The following is an 18,782-nucleotide window of genomic DNA, read 5'->3' as shown; positions in this document are numbered from 1 at the left end:
GTCACCCCCGCAAGGCCTCGCGCCACAAAGTCGCCGAAAGCGGGAGATATGTCACCGCCCGTATGACGCAGCGCGCATTTCGTATGAAGTTCCCGGCCTTCTGTCCGACAAACCGATTGCCGCTTGTCTCCGTATTCGGTCTGGACCTCTTCCATAACCGACTCCTACCGAGGGTGACAGCCATGAATTTCGTTCGAATTCCCTTGCACGCCTGCGTTCTCGCGGCCTGCACGCTGACGGCATCCGGCGCTTTTGCCTCCAGTCACCGCGAGGCGCCCTCGATTGCCGGCACGCCGAAGGTGGACGCCACCGATTTCTACATGTTCCGCAGCTACGAGACCGGCCGCCAGGACTACGTCACCCTCATCGCGAACTACCAGCCCGACCAGAGCCCGTACGGCGGCCCGAACTACTTCGCGATGGACCCGAACGCGCTCTACGAGATCCACCTGGACACCGACGGCGATGCGGTCGAGAACATCACCTTCCAGTTCCGCTTCAAGAACACGCTGCGCGACATCCAGCTGCCGATCGCCGGCAAGCAGGTCTCCATTCCGCTGGTGCAGGCCGGCGGCATCACGGGCCCGAACCAGGCCACCAGCAATCTGCGCGAGACCTTCACGCTGAACATCGTGCGCGGCGATCGCCGCTCCGGGGTGAGCGAGGCCATCACCGCGGCCGGCGGCGTCAAGGAATTCGACAAGCCCACCGACAACATCGGCGACAAGACCTTCGGCGGCCCCACGGGCTACGCCGCCTATGCGGCCCAGCACCTCTACAACGTCAACATCCCGGGCTGCGCGGCACCGGGGCGCGTGTTCGTCGGGCAGCGCAAGGACCCGTTCAGCGTGGCGCTGGGCCAGGTCTTCGACCTGATCAACCTGAACCCGCTCGGTGCGCCGAACGGCAACCCCGATGCGCTCGCGGGCAAGAACGTCACCACCATGGCGCTGGAGGTGCCCATCGCCTGCGTCACCACGGCCGGCAAGCCGATCATCGGCGGCTGGACCACCGCGAGCGTGCGCCAGGGCCAGCTCGTCGCCAGCCCGCCCAAGCGCGGCCACGGCACCACCACGCTGGCCGGCGGCGCATGGGCGCAGGTCTCGCGCCTGGGCATGCCGCTGGTCAACGAGGTCGTCATCGGCCTGAAGGACAAGGACCGCTTCAACAGCTCCAGGCCGAAGGACGACGGCCAGTTCGCCGACTACGTGACCAACCCGACGCTGCCCGCGCTCGTGCAGACGCTGTTCCCTGGCGCGCCGGCACCGACGAACTTCCCGCGCACCGACCTCGTGGCCGCGTTCCTGACCGGCGTGGAAGGCGTCAACAAGCCCGCGAACGTGACCGCCTCGGAAATGCTGCGCCTGAACACCGGCACCGCGCCGACACCCAAGGCCGGCCAGAACAACCTGGGCGTGCTGGGCAACGACCTGGCCGGCTTCCCGAACGGCCGCCGCCCGGGCGACGACGTGGTCGATGCGGAACTGCGCGTGGCCATGGGCGTGCTGTGCGTGGCCACCGGCGCCACCGACACGCTCAAGGTCGGCTGCAAGCCGTCCGACGCGCCCGCGGGCTCGGCGCCGATCACCGACGGCGCGATGCAGAGCGCGGCGCAGTTCCCGGAAACCTTCCCCTACCTGAACACGCCGCTGCCAGGCGCTCAATAAAGAGAACGCCATGACGAAGAACAAGTTCTATCGCGTCGCCGGCCCGCTCCTGGTCGCCGCAACCCTCGCGGGCTGCGGTGGTGGTGGCGGCGGCGGGGGTTTCAGCTTCTATCCCTTCCCGCCCGCCGGCGGGGGCCAGCCGCCGACGATGCCACCGCCCCAAGCGGATGCGTACGACACCTTCATTGCCTACGTCAAGGCGCTGGTGACCGGCGGCGGGCTCGACATGGCCGAGGCCGCGGACGTCGCGATGTTCGATCCGCCGCCGACCTCGGAAACCAAGGACCCCGTCTCCACCGAGTGATGGCGATGCGTCGGCGCCTGCCCATGCGGTACGCACTGCAGGCGTGCGCCGCGGCCCTCTGGATGGCCGCGGCGACGACCTCGGTCGGCGCCGCGCCCCGCGTTCCCACCGACGACCACGAGGTCGTCGAATCGCTGCCCTCGGTCGCCGGATGGTCGCGCGAGGCGCGCACGCTGCGCCGCGAGCTTCAGCAGCGGCCGACCGACGCGACCGTGGCCATCGCCGCCGCCGCCCGCTACCTCGAACTCGCGAGATCGCAGGGCGACGCGCGCTACGCCGGCCATGCCATGGGCGCCCTCGCCCACTGGGCCGCCATGCCGTCCAACGAGACGCCACCGGCCGTGCTGGTGATGCGCGCCACCATCGCACAGTTCCTGCACGACTTCGACGGCGCGGAGGCGATGCTGAAGACCGCGCTCACCCGGCAACCGTCCAACGCACAGGCCTGGATCACGCTGGCCACCATCTACCGCGTGCGCGGCCGCTACAGCGAATCGGATGCGGCCTGCCGCGCGCTCGGCCGGGTCGGGCCGGCCCTCTACGCGCTCGCGTGCATGGCGGAAAACGCCGGCTTGCGAGGCAACCACGACGAGGCACGAGGCACCTTGAAGAAGCTGCTGGACGACCCGCAGCTCCAGGCCCGCGAGCAGGCCGGCACGCGCCAGTGGCTGCTCACCAGCCTCGCCGAAATCGAGGAGCTCGCCGGCCGCCCTGCCGAGGCCGACGCCACCTATCGCCGCGCCCTGCAGGCCGAGCGCTCGGGTTATCTGCTGCTCGCGTACAGCGACTACCTGCAGCGCGCCGGCCGGCCGAAGGAAATTCCCGCGCTGCTCGACACGGAAGCGCGCAGCGATGCGGTGCTGCTGCGCGTGGCCATCGCCGCGCGCGGTCTCGAGGGCGCGCGCGCGGACGCGGACGAACTCAAGGCCCGCTTCGGCGCGGCCGCCGAGCGGCCCGGCACCACCGCGGTCCATGCGCGCGAGGAAGCGATGTTCGCGCTCGACGTCGAAGGCGATGCAAGGCGCGCGCTCGACCTCGCCAGGCTCAACGTGAAGCTGCAGCGCGAGCCCATCGACCTGCTGCTGTTCGCACGCGCGGCCGTCGCGGCGAAAGACGAACCGGCGCGCGCCGAAGTCAAGGCCCTGGTGCAGCAGATCGGCCTGCGCGATGCGCGCGTCGACGCGCTGCTTTGAACGCCACGCCATGACCTCGCGCACCTGCCGCTCCCTGCTGACCTCGCTGTTCTTCTGGATGCTCGCCTTGCTCGTGCTTCCGGCGCACGCCCACAAGGCCAGCGACGCCTACCTGCAACTCTCGCGCGATGGCGACCGCATCGACCTGCGCTGGGACATCGCGCTGCGCGACCTCGATGCGGTGCTGGACCTGGACGCCAACGCCGACCAGAAACTTTCCTGGGGCGAGGTGCGCACACGCCTGGGCGACATCAAGGCCTACGCGCTGGGGCGGCTGCGGCTTCAGGGTGGCCAGTGCGTGCCCGCCGAAACCCAGGCGCCCGCCATCGAGAACCGCATCGATGGCGCCTACCTCGTGCTGCAGATGCGCGCACCCTGCGGCGCGGCCGATGCGCTGTCCATCGACTACCGCCTCTTCCAGGACGTGGACCCGACGCACCGCGGCCTGCTGCGCGCCGAGACCAGGGGCGCCGCCACGCCGCTGCTTCGCTCGCTGGACCCGTCGGCCGGCCCCGTCTCCATCGCGTGGGCCGGTGCGCAAGAGGCCGCGGCGCCCGCCAGCTTCTTCGCCGACGGCATCCACCACATCCTGATCGGCTACGACCACATCCTGTTCCTGATCTGCCTCCTGCTGCCCGCCGTGCTGAAACGCCAGGGCGGCGGCTGGACGCCGGTGCTTGCATGGAAGGACGCGGCGTGGCCGATGCTGGGCATCGTGACGATGTTCACCATCGCGCACTCGATCACGCTGGCGCTCGCGGGGCTGAAGATCGTGACGATTTCGCCGCGCATCATCGAGCCCGCGATCGCGGTCACCATCATCGTGGCGGCGCTGGACAACATCTGGCCGGTGCTGCGCGGGCGCCGCAAGCTCTTCAGCTTTCTCTTCGGCCTGATCCACGGCTTCGGCTTCGCGGGCGCCCTGGGCGAACTCGAACTGCCGACGCGCCAGTTCGTGCTCGCGCTGCTCCAGTTCAACCTGGGGGTGGAGGCCGGCCAGCTGGCGGTGGTGGCCGTGGCGCTCGCGGTGCTGCTGGCCTTGCGCAACTGGCGGCGGTATCCGCCGCTGGTCTTGCACGGCGGCTCGATGGCTGCGGTGGCGCTGGCCACGGTGTGGCTGTGCGAACGGGTGCTCGACGTGAAGGTGCTGCCGTTCTCCTGAGAAAAGAAAGAAGAGAAGAGAAGGAAAGGGAAGACAGGCGCGCTGAATCCGGCGGGTGGCAGCTCGCGTACCTGCAGGCATACCGCCGATGAACCGCTTCACCATTTCCCTCGACGCGCAACTCGCACGGCAGTTCGAGATGCTCATTGCACAGAAGCGCTACACGAGCCGCTCCGAAGCCGTGCGCGACCTGATCCGCTACGGGCTGGGCCGCGCGGGCTTGCGGGGCATGCAGTTCGATGCCGCCGTGTCGTCGTGCATCGCGAACGTCAGCTACGTGTACGACACGCGCGAGCTCGCGCTGGCCTCGCGGCTCCTGGCGCTGCGCCATGCGCACCATGGCATGGCCGTCGCCTGCCACCAGACGCCGCTGGACCACGGCAGCTGCATGGAGTGCGTGGTGCTGCGCGGGCCGGTGGCCGCCGTGCAAGGCGTGGTGGACCAGCTGATCTCTCTGCGCGGCGTTCGCCACGGTCACGCGAATGTCGTGGCGCTGACGGACGACGCGACGCCGCACGCCCACGCGCACGCACTGTCCCATCCGCATTCGCACCTCACGCCGATGAACTGACCGATGAACTGACGCGGACCGCGCGGCGCTCAGAACGTCCAGCGTGCGCTGACACGCGCGGTGCGCGGCTCCATCGGATGCACATGCCGGTCGTCAACGCCGCCGTTGCAAGCGCCCGTCACCACTTCGCCCGCCGTGCACGACGCATAGGCGTACTCGATGTCGTTGCCCTTCTTGCCAGCCAGGTTGAACACATCGAGCCCCAGCGTCAGATGCTTGTTGACGGCATAGCGCGCGCCGAAGTTCACGAGCGTGGCCGAACGTGAGCGAATGCTGTTGGTGGTGTCCAGCGCGCGCGGCCCCAGGTAGCGCAGCCGCAGCGACGCCGTGAGCGGGCCTTCGGTGTAAGTGACGCCCGCGGCCAGCACCTTCTCGACCGCGTTGTCGATGTAGTTGCCTTCGCCCTCGGGCGCGAGCCCCCTGAAACGCGCGCGCGACACCGCGCCGTCCAGCTCCATGCGCCAGGCGCGGCCAAGCTTCCAGCGCAGCGTCGCCTCCAGGCCGCGGCGGCTGCTCGCGCGCCCGGGTTCGGTGGTGCCGGCGTCGCCGACATACACGAGCTCGGAGTCCAGCCTCAGTTGCCACAGCGCCACCGTCGCGGTGAAGTTCTCGTCGGGCTGGAAGCGCCAGCCCACCTCCGCGCCCCGCCCCTTGACCAGGGCCGGCACCCGGTCGGCGGCAGTGCCGCTCGCGGGATCGATCGCGATGGTCGCGCCGCGCACGTCGTTGCTGTGAAAGCCCACGCCCGCGTTCAGGTAGAGCTCGTGCTGCGGCGTCAGCGCGAAGGCTAGGCCCGCCTTGGGGCTGGCGATCGCGTCATGCCCCTTGCCGCTGTTGACCGCGCCATAGGTGGGCTCGCGCCCGTCGACGCGGTAGCGCAGCATGTCGCCGCGCACGCCCGCGTAGCCGCGCAGGCGCTCGGTGAAATACACCAGCTGCTGGCCGTACACGGAGACAAGGTCCTGCGAAACCTTGTCGCTGCGCACCGTGGCGAGCCGCTCGCGGGCCTGCGTGTCGTAGAGGCCCACCTCCGAGATCCGGTCGCCGCGCCAGCTCGCACCGAAGCTCAGCACGCCGTCCAGGCCGCCGAACTTCGTGGGCATCGTGCGGGCCGCCTGCGCGCCGAAGATGCGCCGGCGGTCGGTCTGCTCGAACTGGTCGCCGTTGACCGGGTTGTTCAGGAAATAGGTGAAGTCGGAGAACAGGTCGAAGCGGTAGTCGATGGCGTAGGCGCTCACCGTCGTCTCGCCCTCCGGCCCCTTGTCGAACCACTTGCCCGACAGGCTCACGCGCTGGGTGCTGCCGCCGTCGGTGGGGTTGAGCGAGCCGAAGCGCGAGAGCTCGCCGCTGTCGATCAGGCGCCCGGGCACCTGGTCGGTTGCGGTCCAGCGGCTCTTGTAGGCCATGCCGGTGAGGCTGAAGCCGCGCGTGGGCGAGCCCTGCGAGTAGCGCGCCACGGCGCTCACCTTGCGCAGGTTCTCGGGCACGTCCCAGGGGCCGTCGTTGCCCTCGATCTCGATGGCGCCCAGCCAGGTCTGGTCCTCGCGGGTGTGCGAGCCCGCGGCCAGCAGGCGCTTGAAGTTGCGGGCGCCGAGCGTGACTTCGGCAAAGGGCGCGTCCAGCACGCTGAAGTAGTCCAGCGATGCGCTGCCCGCGAGCGAGAAGTCGCCGCCCTCGGCGAAGTACGGCCCCTTGCGGTAGCGCACGCCCGAGACGAGCTCGGGAATGAGGAAGTTCAGGTCGGCATAGCCCTGGCCGTGTCCGTGCGTGGGCATGTTCACCGGCATGCCGTCGACGGTGACGGCGAAATCGGTGCCGTGGTCCAGGTTGAAGCCGCGCAGGAAGTACTGGTTGGCCTTGCCGTCGCCCGAGTGCTGCGTGGCGACCACGCCGGGCACCGCCTCGACGATGTCGCCGGGGCGCAGCTTGGGGCGGGTCTGGAACGACTCGCGCTCCACCGCGCCCTCGCTGGCGCTGTCGGCTGTGCCTACGACGGCATCGCGCGGACCGACGACTTCGATGGCAGGCAGGTGGGTCTGCTGGGCGGACGCTGCGGCGCTGCCGAGCAGCGCACAAAACAGCGTGCCAGGCAGCGCACCAGGCATCCAGGGCTGCGAACCCAGGCCAGAGGGAAATTTCATGAACACCTTTGTCTCGAAGCCGATGGGATCTTTCGCACGCCCATCGATTACGCGAAGAAGGTGCCGGCGGATTCGGCGCTGCCGCAAACGCCTCAAGCCACTCAGGCCGGCATGTCGGTCCGCGGCAATCGCAGGTGTTTCTTCAGCGTCTCGAACACCTGCCGCGTGACCGGGTTCACCACATGGCTGCGCACGTACAGGTAGTACGCGAGATCGGGCAGCCGCGGCATGCCGTCACCCGCGCCCAGCACGCGCAGGCCCGCGTCGAGCTGCTCCACGCCGCGCGCCGTCACGCCGAGCCCTGCCCGCAGCGCCGCCTTGATGCCGATCAGGCTCGACGAGGTGTAGCGCGGCGTCCATGCCACGCCCGCCGCATCGAGCGCCTCGTGCCCGATGCGGCGAAAGATGCTCGGCCCGTCCGCCATGATGAGCGGCACCGGCTTCGTCGGGTCGTGCACATAGCCCGCGGCGCACAGCCACACGGTGGGCGAATTGCGCAGCACCACGCCCTCGAACTGCGACTGCGGATCGGCGCGGTTGGAGATGATCATGTCGACCTCGCCGCTCTTGAGCGATGTCATCAGGTAAGGGCTGCGGCCGATATGGATGTCCAGCTGCAACAGGGGCGACGTGCGCGCCACCTCGGTCAGCAACAGCGGCAGCATCGTCTCGGCCACGTCGTGCGGCGCGCCGATGCGCAGGTTGCCTTCGAGCTGGCCTTGCCGCAGGCTGCGCAGCGCCTCGTCGTTGAGCGCGAGCATGTGGTGCGCATAGCTCAGCAGCCGCTCGCCATGCTCGGTCAGCCGCTTCTGGCGGCCCTGCTTGACGAAGAGCGGATGGCCGATCTGCTCTTCGAGCCGCTGCATCTGCTGCGTGATGGCCGACTGCGTGCGTGCGAGGTGCACGGCCGCCGCCGCAAAGCTGTGGTGGCTGACGACGGCCGCGAACGAGCGCAGCAGTTCAAGATCGAGCGTGGGCATACATTAATTTTATTGATGTGTTTCTTGCGCCGCTTGGATTGTGGCGTCACGCCGCCGTCACTACAGTGAATGCACACGAATTAGGCAACCCCACTGGAGAAACCGCATGAGCACCCCATCCGAGCAACGCCGCCAGGCGGTCGAGGCATCGATCGGCGAAATGAAGAAAGCCATCGGCGGCGCTGAACCGACCCGCGAAAAGCTCGATGCGGTGCTCGAATCGCTGCAGGGCCTGGCCGCCCACGCCGAGTACTGGGGCGCCGCCGACTTTCCGCCGCCCGAAGCCGGCGAGCACCAGGCCCGCTACCTGATCGCCGAAGACCCCGACCAGAGCTACGCGCTCTACCTGAACGTGATGCGTCCGGGCAAGAAGATCGTGCCGCACAACCACACGACCTGGGCCTGCATCGCGGCCGTCGAAGGCACCGAGCACAACCGCGTGTATGCGCGCACCGACGATGGTGCCGTGCCGGGCGTCGGCAAGCTGAAAGAGACCGAGCTGGTTGTCGTCGCACCTGGCAAGGGCATCGCGCTGATGCCTGAAGACATCCATTCGGTCGAGATCCAGGGCGAGCAGGTCATTCGCCACCTGCACATGTACGGCCGCGCGCTCGAGACGCTGAACGCGCGCACCGCCTACGACCTGGCTGCAGGCACGTACCAGACCATGGGCATCGGCGTGCAGACGCGCCGCTAGACCTCCACCACCTTCTCCGATCCATCTTCTTCATGCGAGGCGCGCGCCTTGCAGGACCGCGTTCGTCCCAACGACTTGCATTCATGACTTCCCACATCGACCCGAAGACCCTCAAATCCTGGCTGCACGACGGCAACGAGATCGCGCTGCTCGACGTGCGCGAGCACGGCCAGTACGGCGAGGCGCACCTGTTCTACGGCATCCCTCTGCCCTTCAGCCGGCTCGAAGTCGATACACCGCGCCTCGTGCCGCGCCGCGGCGTGCGCGTGGTCGCGTATGACGATGGTGAATCCGGGGTGGCCCTGCGCGCGGCCGGGCAACTCGCTGGGTTGGGCTACACCGACGTGCACGTGCTGCAAGGCGGCGCACCCGCGTGGAAGGCCGCGGGCTACGTGCTCTTCGCGGGCGTCAACCTGCCCTCCAAGACCTTCGGCGAACTGGCCGAGGAGACGTACCACACGCCTCGCGTCAGCGCCGACCAGCTGGCCGAGATGCTCGCGCGCAAGGACAAGGTCGTGGTGCTCGATGGCCGCCCCGTGAGCGAGTTCCACAAGATGAACATCCCGGGCGCGACCTGCTGCCCCAACGGTGAGCTGGCCTACCGCGTGCGGCGCCTCGTGCCCGACACGACCACGCCGATCGTCATCAACTGCGCGGGGCGCACGCGCAGCATCATCGGCGCGCAGACGCTCATCAACCTCGGGCTGCCCAACCCCGTCTATGCGCTGGAGAACGGCACGCAGGGCTGGTACCTGAACGACCACACGCTCGGGCACGGCGGCACGCAGCGCTATGCGGCCGACAGCGGCAACACCGATCTGCGGCCCGCGGCCAAGGCGCTCGCCGAGCGCTTCGACGTGCCCACGGTGTCCGCGAGCACCGTGCAGCAATGGGCCGCGGAAACTGGCCGCACCCTCTTCCTCTGCGACGTGCGCACGCCCGAGGAGTTCGCGGCCGGTAGCCTCCCCGGCGCGCAGCACACGCCCGGCGGCCAGCTGATGCAGGCCGGCGACCAGTACTTCGGCGTGCGCGGTGCGCGGCTCGTGCTGCTCGACAACGACGGCGTGCGCGCACCGACCATCGCGAGCTGGCTGCGGCAGATGGGGCACGACGCGAGCGTGCTCGAAGGTGGGCTGGCGAGTGGGCTGTCGCTGGCCCCTGCCGCCGCGCCGAACGCGCCCGCATTGAAGACCATCGATGCACAGGCGCTGTCCGCCCGCCTTGCGCAAGGCGATGTCGCGCTGGTCGATCTGCGCGGCAGCATGCAGTTCCGCGCCGGCCACATCCCGCAGGCCCGCTGGTCGATCCGTCCGCGCCTGGCCGCCGACATGAAGGGCGAGACGCGCCAGATCGTGCTGGTCGCCGACGATGCCGCACTGGCCGCATGGGCCGCCGCGTCCGAACTCGCGGACCACGCTGCGCTGCTGCTCGAAGGTGGCATGGCCGCATGGCGCGCCGCCGGGCTGCCCATCGAGGCGACGCCCGTGCTGCCCGCCGATGCCGACTGCATCGACTACCTGTTCTTCGTGCACGACCGGCACGACGGCAACAAGGAGGCCGCGCGCCGCTACCTCGCGTGGGAGACCGGCCTCGTCGCGCAGCTCGATGCGCAGGAGCGCGCGGCTTTCAGGCTGCCCCCCGCCGCATCGCACACCTAGCCACTGCTTTCCTTCCGCTCGTCGTTGTCCGTTCCTATCCCCAGGAGTCCTGCCATGTCGTCTGCTTTTCGCGTCTCACGTTGTGCCCGCCTTGCCCGCCTTTCCATTGCCGCCACATGGCTCGCGGCGCTGGCCCTGCAGCCCGCATCGGCCGACCCGCTGCCCGCGCGCAACGGCTTTCCCTCGCAGACGGTGAAGTTCATCTCGCCCTTCCCGCCCGGCGGCGGCAACGACGCGACGGCGCGGCTGGTCACCACGCGACTGCCGGAAATCATGGGCCAGGCGGCGGTCGTCGACAACCGCGGCGGCGCGGGCGGCAACATCGGCGCCAAGACGGTGGCCGACTCCAGGCCCGACGGCTACACCGTGCTCACCTCGCAGGTGTCGATCATGGCGGTGAACCCCACGCTCTACGCTTCGGCCGGCTTCGACCCCATCAAGAACTTCATCCCGATCACGCAGATCAACGCCGCGCCGCTCGCGCTGGTGGTCGATGCCAACTCGGCGCTCAAGAGCTTTGCCGATCTCGCCACCAAGGCCAAGGCCGCGCCCGGCAAGGTGACCTATGCGACGCCGGGCAACGGCACGCTCTCGCACCTGGTGGGCGTGGTGCTCGCCAAGGACAACGGCATCGACATGACCCACGTGCCCTACAAGGGCGCCGGCCCCGCGCTCACCGACCTGCTCGGCGGACAAGTCGATGTGCTCGTCACATCGACCGCCTCGGTCGCGGGCCTCGTGCAGAACGGCAAGCTGCGCGTGCTCGCGGTGACCAGCCCGCGCCGCATCGGCGTGTTCGCCAAGTCGCCGACGCTCGAGGAACTGGGCTACGCGGGCGCGCGCTTCGAAGACTGGTACGGCTTCTTCGCGCCGGCTGGCACGCCGCCCGAGCGCGTGGCCTATCTGAACGAAGCCATCGTGCGCACGCTGCGCCTGCCCGAGGTGACCAAGCTGGTGAACGACGGCGGCAGCGAAGTGGTGGCCAACTCGTCCGAAGCCTTCGCCGCGCAGCTCAAGCAAGACATCGACCGGTGGTCCCGCATCGTCAAACTCTCCGGCGCGAAGGCGGATTGATTCATCGGTTAGCGCACCATAGAGGCCTGGCCCACGCTCGACAGAACACCACCATGTCCGACTCGCACAAAGAAGACCCCGCTGCACAGGCGCTCGACACGCGGCTCACGCGCACCGGCAAATCGCCTGCCTATTTCGGTGGCACGCCCGTCAACACGCCGCTGGTGCGCGCCAGCACCGTGCTGTTCGACAGCGTGGCCGCGATGCGCGACACCCGCGCGCGCCGCGACGACGAGCGCGCCTTCAGCTACGGCGCGCGCGGCACGCCCACCACCTTCGCGCTCGAAGACGCGGTGAGCGAACTCGAAGGCGCCTACCGCACGCGGCTCTTTCCGACGGGCCTTGCGGCCATCGGCATGGTGCTGCTGTCGTACCTGAAGCCGGGCGACCATGTGCTGATGTCCGACAGCGTGTACGAGCCCACGCGCAACCTCGTGCATTCGTTTCTCGAACCCTACGGCATCCGCAGCAGCTTCTTCGCGGCGGACGGCAGCGGCATCGAAGACCTCTTCGAGCCCACCACACGCTTGGTCTACGCCGAGTGCCCCGGCTCGCTGGTCTACGAGATGTGCGACCTGCCCAGGCTCGCTGAGCTCGCGCATGCACGCGGCGCGCTGCTCGCGGCCGACAACACCTGGGGTTCGGGCGTGCAGTACCGCCCGCTCGCGCTCGGCGCGGACATCTCCACCATGGCCGCCACCAAGTACCTCTCGGGCCACTCCGACGTGATGATGGGCACCGTCGCCACCACGCGCGAGGCGTGGCAGCCGCTCAACGAGCGTTGCGACGCCTTCGGCATGACCGTGAGCCCCGACGATGCGTGGCTGGTGCTGCGCGGCATGCGCACGCTCTCGGCGCGGCTGCAAATGCACGAGCGGCACGCGCTCGAAGTGGCGCATTGGCTCCAGGCGCGGCCCGAGGTGGCGACGGTGTTCTGCCCCGCGCTGCCGCAGCACCCGGGCCACGACCTCTGGAAGCGCGATTGCAACGGCATCAACGGGCTCCTTTCGTTCGAGCTCAAGCCGGGCATTGAGAACGCGGCGGTCGAGCGCTTCGTCGATGCGCTCGCGCTCTTCGGCCGCGGCTCGTCGTGGGGCGGCTATGAAAGCCTCGTGGCCTGGACCAACATGCGCGCCGCGCGCAGCGTGACCGACTGGACCGCGCGCGGCGCGGTCGTGCGCCTGCACATCGGCCTGGAAGCGCCGGCCGATCTGCAGCGCGATCTTGCGCAAGGATTCGCGGCGATGGCCGCCTCGCGTTGACCCTCCGGCGCCTCATGGCCTACCATCGCCCCCGCGGTGCAAGCCGCGCCCGGGCCCGCGGGAAGGGTTGAACCCACTTGCTTTCGCATGCTGCCGCACGCTTGCGCGGCGCTACCAACCAGCTCCTTTGTGCAGCCGGATTTGCGGGTCGTCGGCGCTTCATGCACGGAGGTTCATGTGAAACGCATTCCCGCACGGCCCGATCTCGGGCATCTCAAGAAGCAAGCCAAAGCGTTGCTTGCCGCCTACCGCAGCGGCGATCCCGCCGCCCTCTCCCGATTCCGCGACGCACTGCCTGCCGCCGCCCGCAAGGACGATGCGGCCATCGCCGCGCTCGGCCTGCGCCTGCACGACGCGCAGTCGTGCCTTGCGCGCGAATACGGCTTCGTGTCGTGGGTCGATCTGCAGGGCTTCGTGCTCGCACGCATCGCGCAGGCGAACGATCCGGCGCGCGCGGTGCTGCTCTGGTCGCGCGCCGCGTATGCGGGCGAAATCTCTGGCGGCAACAACCTCGCGAGGCCCGCGGTGGCTGCGCGCCTGCTCGAAGAAAGCCCCGGCCACCTGGGCGACGACCCGCACCTCGCGTGCGCCATCGGCAATGAGGACGTGCTGCGACGGGCGATTGCGCGCGACCCCGAATGGGTCCGTCGCGCGGGCGGTCCGCTCATGCTCCCGCCGCTCAATGCCGTCGCGTACTCCAGCCTGATGCAACTGCCGGCCTTTCGCGAGCGCCTGCGCGCCTGCGCGAAGCTGCTGCTCGATGCCGGTGCCGATCCGAACCAGTCCATCGGCAGCCGCTGGCCGCCCGCTTCGCTCAGTGCGCCATCCGAGGAATTCAAACTGTCCGCGCTGTACGGCGCGGCCGGGATGAACCGCGATGTGGAGCTCACGCGCTTGCTGCTCGACGCCGGCGCCGATCCGAACGACGGCGAATCGCTCTACCACTCGCTCGAAGAGCCCGCCTGCACGCGCCTGCTGCTGAAGGCCGGCGCGCGCGTCGGCGGCACGAATGCGCTCTACCGCGTGCTCGATCTCGACCAGCTCGAATCGCTGCAGCTGCTGCTCGCGCACGGCGGCGATCCGAACGAGGCCGCGCCCGGCGAGCCCACGAGCGACTGGGGACGGCCGCTGCTGTGGGCCATCCGGCGGCGGCGTTCGGCCGCGCACATCGAGGCGCTGCTGGACGCGGGCGCCGATGCGTCGGTGCGCACGCCCGAGGGCGTCGATGCGCGCACGCTCGCGCTGCGCTTCGGGCTGACGGAGGTGGCGCAACTGCTCGCACAGCGGACCGGCGGCGACGCGCCATTGCCGCCCGACGAAGCGTTCGTCGCCGCATGCGCGCGCGGCGACGAGCCTGCCGCACGGCGCATCCAGACGGAACATCCTCAGGTGATTGCCACGCTGTCTCCCGCGCAACTGCGCCTGCTCCCCGAGCTGGCCGCGCAGCCGGGCTGCGGTGCGGCCATTCAGCTCATGGTCGAGCTCGGCTGGCCGGTCGCCACGACCGGCGGCGACTGGGACGGCTCGGCGCTGAACCACGCGGTGTTCCGCGGCGATGCGGCGCTCGCGCGCTTCTTGCTCGCGCACGGCGCGACATGGACCGAGCAGCACGGCTTCGGCGACAACGCCAGCGGCTCGCTGTCGTGGGCCTCGCTCAACCAGCCCACCGACGACGGCGACTGGGTCGGCTGCGCCGAGGCGCTCGTCGCGCACGGCATGCCCGCCGCGCAGCCCGACCCGGGCGGCTCGGAGGGCGTGATCGTCGGCGGGCGGCTCAAGTGGTTTTCCGACGAGGTGACCGACTACCTGCTCGGCGCGTCCAGGGCGGCTTGAAGCGCAACGAGCGTCATCTCAATCGCAAGCGCTCACGCCCGCCGGCGAGTGGCGCAGGCGGTTGAGAAACGTCAGCTGCACCTTGGCCGTTTCGCTCCCCTGCATCGCGGCCTGGCGCATCCACTGGCGCGCCTCGCAGCGGTCCGCGCGCACCGACAGGCCGTAGAGCACGGGGCCGGTGAGCAGCACCATGCCGAGCATTTCCTGTGCTTCGGCATCGCCCTGCGTGGCCGCTTCGCGCAGCTGATCGAGCATCGTGCGGTAGTCGCGCGCGGTCTGGGCTTCGAGCGCGAGCTGGAAGCGCTGCGCCGCATGCAGCTCGAGGCCGCGATCGGAAGGCCCTGCCGCGGCGAGCGCAGCCGCCAGGCACAGCGCGCCCGCGAGAAAGATACGCCAGCGCAGCGACCAGCTGGCGATCTGGTTGAGTTCGGATGGCATCGACGTTCTCCACAGGTCATTGATGTGGAGGCATCGTGCCCCTGCGCGCGCCGGAAGAAAAACTGGAATTCACGCAGGCGGCCTCAGGCGGCGCCTGAGGCTGAATGCTTCAATGCTCGCTCAGTTCGCGCTCAGGTCCATCAGCATGCGCGAGAGCAGGTACACGCGCGGCACCACGCTCTCGACCTCGGCGTATTCCTCGGGCGTGTGGATGCCGCCGCCCACGATGCCGAAGCCGTCCAGCACCGGCACGCCCACGCCCGCCACCAGGCTCGCATCGGCCGCGCCGCCGCTGCTCTCGATGGTGAGCTTCTTGCCGATCTCGGCGTAGATGCCCTCGGCCATCGCGACCAGCTTGTCCGACGCGGGGGAACGCGGCATCGGCGGCAGGCCGCGCACCAGGCGCACGCGCACCTCGGTGTCGGGGATCAGCTTGTTCTGCGAGATGCGGATGAGGTCCTTCTCGACGCGGTCGAACTCGTCGGGCGTGGCCACGCGCACGTCGCCCTTGGCGCTGGCGCTCGCGGGAATCACGTTGGTCGCGCCGCTGGCCGTGAGCACCGTGAAGTTGACCGTGGTCTTCTTCGCGGCGTCCGCCGTCTTGGACAACTGCAGCACCTGGTGCGCCACTTCCATCGCGGCGTTGCGGCCGGTTTCGGGGGCGACGCCCGCGTGCGCGGCCAGGCCCTTCACTTCGACGAGCGCCGTGGCCGAGCCCTTGCGCTCCACCACGAGGCCGTCGGCCGGACGGCCCGGCTCCAGGTTGAGCGCCACGTCGTGCTGCTTGGCCACGCGTTCGATGAGCGCGGTGGTGCCCACCGACCCCATCTCCTCGTTCGTGTCGATGAGGAAGGTGATCTGGCCGTAGTCCTTGAAGCCGATCTTCTGCAGCACCTTCAGCGCCTGCAGCCCGGCGACCACGCCGCCCTTGTTGTCCATCACGCCGGGGCCGTAGGCGCGGCCGTCCTTGATGTAGAAGGGCTTGGCCGCGGCCGTGCCGTCCTTGAACACGGTGTCGATGTGGGCGAGGATGAGGATCTTCTTCTTGCCCTGCCCCGTCAGCGTGGCGACGACGTTGGTGCCGGGGTGCGGGTCGGCCGGAAAGGTCTCGATGCGCGCGCCGAGCTGGCGCAGTTCCTCGACGGCCATTTCGCGGACCTTGGCCAGCCCTTCGGTCACGGTCGAGCCGGAGTCGATGTTGACCATGCGCTCCAGCAGTTTCAGCGCCTCGTCCTTCTGCTGCGTGGCCGCGTCCAGCGCGCCCTGGTGCGGCTTCTGGGCCATGGCGTTGCCGGCTGCGGCGAACAGTGCGCAGGCCAGCAGCACGCCCTGGCAGGCGGCGCGCAGCGGCGCGGGGTTCTTGACGGGGGATGGGCGCTTGGGAAAAGTCATGAGGTCCGTTCTGATGTTCGCTGATGGCCAGCGCAAGAAAAAGCCTGCTCCTCGCAGGCGAAGCAGGCTATCACCCGCGTTCCGCGCGGGTCAAGCGAACGATGTACGGACCGGCCCCTAGCAGCAACGCCCCTTGCCTGCTCCATACCGCGCCTCCAGCCGCTCGCGGAAGAAGGCCTCGTAGCTCATCGGCGGACGGTCCGGGTGCGTGGCCGCCATGTGGGTCAGGTAGGCGTCGTAGTCGGGCAGGCCGACCATCAGCCGCAGCGACTGCTTGAGCGAGCGGGCGAAGTAGCGCCCGGCTTCGGGCAATGCGAGGGCCATGGCGTGCTCAGTGCGCCGCGGCCGATGCGACGCCGGCGGGCTCGAACGGCGTCTCCTGCGTGGTCGGCCGGTTGGCCGTACGCGCCGCGAGACACGCCTTGATGCTGTAGACCAGCACGCTCAGCACCACGAACATGAAGAGCGCGCACAGCGCCGCATCGAGCCGGTCGTTGAAGACGATGCGCGACATCGCCTCGGGCGTCTTGGCGGGTGCCACGAGCACGCCGTTGGCCAGGCCCTCGGTGTACTTGGCCGCATGCGAGAGGAAGCCGATCTTCGGGTCCGCCGAGAAGATCTTCTGCCAGCCCGCCGTGAGCGTGCAGGCCAGCAGCCACACGGCCGGCGCGATGGCCACCCACGCATAGCGCTCGCGCTTCATGCGGAACAGCACCACCACGCCCAGCAGCAGCGCGACTGCGGCGAGCATCTGGTTGGAGATGCCGAAGAGCGGCCACAGCGTGTTGATGCCGCCCAGCGGATCGACCACGCCCTGGTAGAGAAAGTAGCCCCACGCCGCCACGCACAGCGCGGTCGCCACGAGGTTGGCCGGCAGCGAATCGGTGCGCTTGAGCGCGGGCACGAAGCTGCCCAAGAGGTCCTGCAGCATGAAACGGCCGGCGCGCGTGCCGGCGTCCACCGCGGTGAGGATGAAGAGCGCCTCGAACAGGATCGCGAAGTGGTACCAGAAGGCCATCATGGCCTGCCCGCCGATCACCTGGTGCAGGATGTGCGCCATGCCCACGGCCAGCGTCGGCGCGCCGCCTGCGCGGCCGAGGATGGTGGTCTCGCCCACGTCCTTGGCGGTCTGCAACAGCATCTCGGGCGTGATGACGAAGCCCCAGCCCGACACGGTGGCGGCCACCTGCTGCGCGGTCGTGCCGACCAGTGCGCCGGGGCTGTTCATCGCGAAGTACACGCCCGGCTCGATGCACGAGGCGGCCACCAGCGCCATCACCGCGACGAACGATTCGGCCAGCATGCCGCCGTAGCCGATGAAGCGCGCATGGCGCTCGTTGTCCAGCATCTTGGGCGTGGTGCCCGAGGAGATGAGCGCGTGAAAGCCCGACACCGCGCCGCACGCGATGGTGATGAAGAGGAACGGGAACAGGCTGCCCGACCACACCGGCCCGTTGCCCTGCGCGAACTGCGTGACGGCCGGCATCTGCAGCGTCGGCATCACGAACACGATGCCGATGGCCAGCGCGATGATCGTGCCGATCTTCAAGAAGGTCGAGAGGTAGTCGCGCGGCGCGAGCAGGAGCCACACCGGCAGGCTCGCGGCGATGAAGCCGTAGCCCACCAGCATCCAGGTGAGCGCCTTGCCGTCGAAGGTGAAGAGCGGCGCCCACTCGGGGCTCTGGCTCACGGCCTGGCCGCCGAAGATGGCGAGCATGAGCAGCACGAAGCCGATCAGCGACACCTCGCCGATGCGCCCCGGGCGGATGAACCGCAGGTACACGCCCATGAAGAGCGCCACCGGAATCGTCGCGGCCACGGTGAACGTGCCCCACGGCGATTCGGCCAGCGCCTTCACCACGATCAGCGCCAGCACCGCCAGGATGATGATCATGATCATGAAGGTGCCGAAGAGCGCGATCATGCCGGGCACCACGCCCATCTCCTGCTTGACGAGATCGCCCAGCGACCGGCCGTCGCGCCGCGTGGAGATGAAGAGAATGATGAAGTCCTGCACCGCGCCCGCGAACACCACGCCGGCCAGGATCCACAAGAGGCCGGGCAGGTAGCCCATCTGCGCCGCGAGCACCGGGCCCACCAGCGGCCCCGCGCCCGCGATGGCCGCGAAGTGGTGGCCGAACAGCACGTTCTTGTCGGTCGGCACGTAGTCCAGGCCGTCGTTGTGGCGGTGCGCGGGCGTCTTGCGGTTGCCGTCCAGCCCCAGCACCTTCTCGGCGATGAACAGGCTGTAGTAGCGGTAGGCGATCAGGTAGGTGCAGATCGCGGCGGCCACCACCCACAGGGCGTTGACGCTTTCACCACGGGTCAGGGCCACGGTGCCCAGCGCGAATGCGCCGACCACGGCCACGACCAGCCACACCAGGTGGCGGCGGATGCTGTGCATGCGGAT

Annotated in this window: 16 protein-coding genes; 10 read left to right on the top strand and 6 right to left on the bottom strand. The window is 69.3% G+C overall.

What is annotated here, in order from left to right; genetic code table 11:
- The first annotated feature begins 182 nt into the window (after window positions 1-182).
- The 5 genes from JC881_RS16415 (at window position 183) to nikR (ending at window position 4,897) form a co-directional block, all read left to right on the top strand.
- Entirely contained in the window at window positions 183-1,667 is a 1,485-nt protein-coding gene (locus tag JC881_RS16415) for a DUF4331 domain-containing protein (RefSeq protein ID WP_198786770.1), read from the top strand.
- A gap of 10 nt (window positions 1,668-1,677) precedes the next feature.
- Window positions 1,678-1,971 (top strand): hypothetical protein, encoded by a 294-nt coding sequence (locus tag JC881_RS16410; RefSeq protein ID WP_198786769.1) that lies wholly within the window; start codon window positions 1,678-1,680, stop codon window positions 1,969-1,971.
- A 23-nt stretch (window positions 1,972-1,994) separates the two neighbouring features.
- Window positions 1,995-3,164 carry a tetratricopeptide repeat protein gene (locus JC881_RS16405; RefSeq protein ID WP_233101837.1) on the top strand — a complete coding sequence of 390 codons (1,170 nt, stop codon included), beginning with the start codon at window positions 1,995-1,997 and terminating at the stop codon, window positions 3,162-3,164.
- A 10-nt stretch (window positions 3,165-3,174) separates the two neighbouring features.
- Window positions 3,175-4,326, top strand: a complete 1,152-nt coding sequence (locus tag JC881_RS16400) for a HupE/UreJ family protein (RefSeq protein WP_198786767.1) — start codon at window positions 3,175-3,177, stop codon at window positions 4,324-4,326.
- A gap of 88 nt (window positions 4,327-4,414) precedes the next feature.
- Window positions 4,415-4,897 (top strand): nickel-responsive transcriptional regulator NikR, encoded by a 483-nt coding sequence (gene nikR / locus JC881_RS16395; RefSeq protein WP_198786766.1) that lies wholly within the window; start codon window positions 4,415-4,417, stop codon window positions 4,895-4,897.
- A gap of 29 nt (window positions 4,898-4,926) precedes the next feature.
- Here the strand turns inward: nikR and JC881_RS16390 are convergent, their stop codons facing one another.
- The gene (locus JC881_RS16390) at window positions 4,927-7,038 is read right to left on the bottom strand and encodes a TonB-dependent receptor (protein ID WP_233101836.1); all 2,112 of its coding nucleotides are present in this window, start codon (window positions 7,036-7,038) and stop codon (window positions 4,927-4,929) included.
- A 101-nt stretch (window positions 7,039-7,139) separates the two neighbouring features.
- Window positions 7,140-8,018, bottom strand: a complete 879-nt coding sequence (locus tag JC881_RS16385; protein WP_198786765.1) for a LysR substrate-binding domain-containing protein — start codon at window positions 8,016-8,018, stop codon at window positions 7,140-7,142.
- 106 nt (window positions 8,019-8,124) lie between these two features.
- Here JC881_RS16385 and JC881_RS16380 point away from each other — a divergent pair, with 106 nt between their 5' ends.
- The 5 genes from JC881_RS16380 to JC881_RS16360 all read left to right on the top strand — a co-directional run bounded on the left by JC881_RS16380 (window position 8,125) and on the right by JC881_RS16360 (window position 14,542).
- Window positions 8,125-8,715 (top strand): cysteine dioxygenase family protein, encoded by a 591-nt coding sequence (locus tag JC881_RS16380; RefSeq protein ID WP_198786764.1) that lies wholly within the window; start codon window positions 8,125-8,127, stop codon window positions 8,713-8,715.
- An 83-nt stretch (window positions 8,716-8,798) separates the two neighbouring features.
- Window positions 8,799-10,373, top strand: a complete 1,575-nt coding sequence (locus tag JC881_RS16375; protein WP_198786763.1) for a rhodanese-like domain-containing protein — start codon at window positions 8,799-8,801, stop codon at window positions 10,371-10,373.
- Window positions 10,374-10,427: 54 nt separating this feature from the next.
- Window positions 10,428-11,447: a Bug family tripartite tricarboxylate transporter substrate binding protein gene (locus JC881_RS16370; RefSeq protein WP_198786762.1), complete on the top strand. Its 1,020-nt coding sequence runs from the start codon at window positions 10,428-10,430 to the stop codon at window positions 11,445-11,447.
- Between the two features lie 53 nt (window positions 11,448-11,500).
- A complete protein-coding gene (gene metC, locus JC881_RS16365; RefSeq protein WP_198786761.1) occupies window positions 11,501-12,709 on the top strand; it encodes a cystathionine beta-lyase in 1,209 nt (402 codons plus the stop codon).
- A gap of 177 nt (window positions 12,710-12,886) precedes the next feature.
- Window positions 12,887-14,542, top strand: a complete 1,656-nt coding sequence (locus tag JC881_RS16360; protein ID WP_198786760.1) for an ankyrin repeat domain-containing protein — start codon at window positions 12,887-12,889, stop codon at window positions 14,540-14,542.
- 18 nt (window positions 14,543-14,560) lie between these two features.
- Here JC881_RS16360 and JC881_RS16355 read toward each other — a convergent pair whose 3' ends face one another.
- The 4 genes from JC881_RS16355 to JC881_RS16340 form a co-directional block, all read right to left on the bottom strand.
- Window positions 14,561-14,980 carry a sel1 repeat family protein gene (locus JC881_RS16355; protein ID WP_198786759.1) on the bottom strand — a complete coding sequence of 140 codons (420 nt, stop codon included), beginning with the start codon at window positions 14,978-14,980 and terminating at the stop codon, window positions 14,561-14,563.
- 120 nt (window positions 14,981-15,100) lie between these two features.
- Window positions 15,101-16,372 (bottom strand): glutamate carboxypeptidase, encoded by a 1,272-nt coding sequence (locus tag JC881_RS16350; protein ID WP_198786758.1) that lies wholly within the window; start codon window positions 16,370-16,372, stop codon window positions 15,101-15,103.
- Between the two features lie 117 nt (window positions 16,373-16,489).
- A complete protein-coding gene (locus tag JC881_RS16345; RefSeq protein WP_013542989.1) occupies window positions 16,490-16,696 on the bottom strand; it encodes a YbdD/YjiX family protein in 207 nt (68 codons plus the stop codon).
- A gap of 7 nt (window positions 16,697-16,703) precedes the next feature.
- A complete protein-coding gene (locus tag JC881_RS16340) occupies window positions 16,704-18,776 on the bottom strand; it encodes a carbon starvation CstA family protein (protein ID WP_198786757.1) in 2,073 nt (690 codons plus the stop codon).
- Window positions 18,777-18,782 lie beyond the last annotated feature (6 nt).

The organism is Variovorax sp. IB41 (assembly GCF_016405905.1).
Taxonomy (GTDB): domain Bacteria; phylum Pseudomonadota; class Gammaproteobacteria; order Burkholderiales; family Burkholderiaceae_C; genus Variovorax.
Note: the sequence above shows the minus strand (reverse complement) of the source record. Positions and strands in the feature narration are given on the sequence as shown.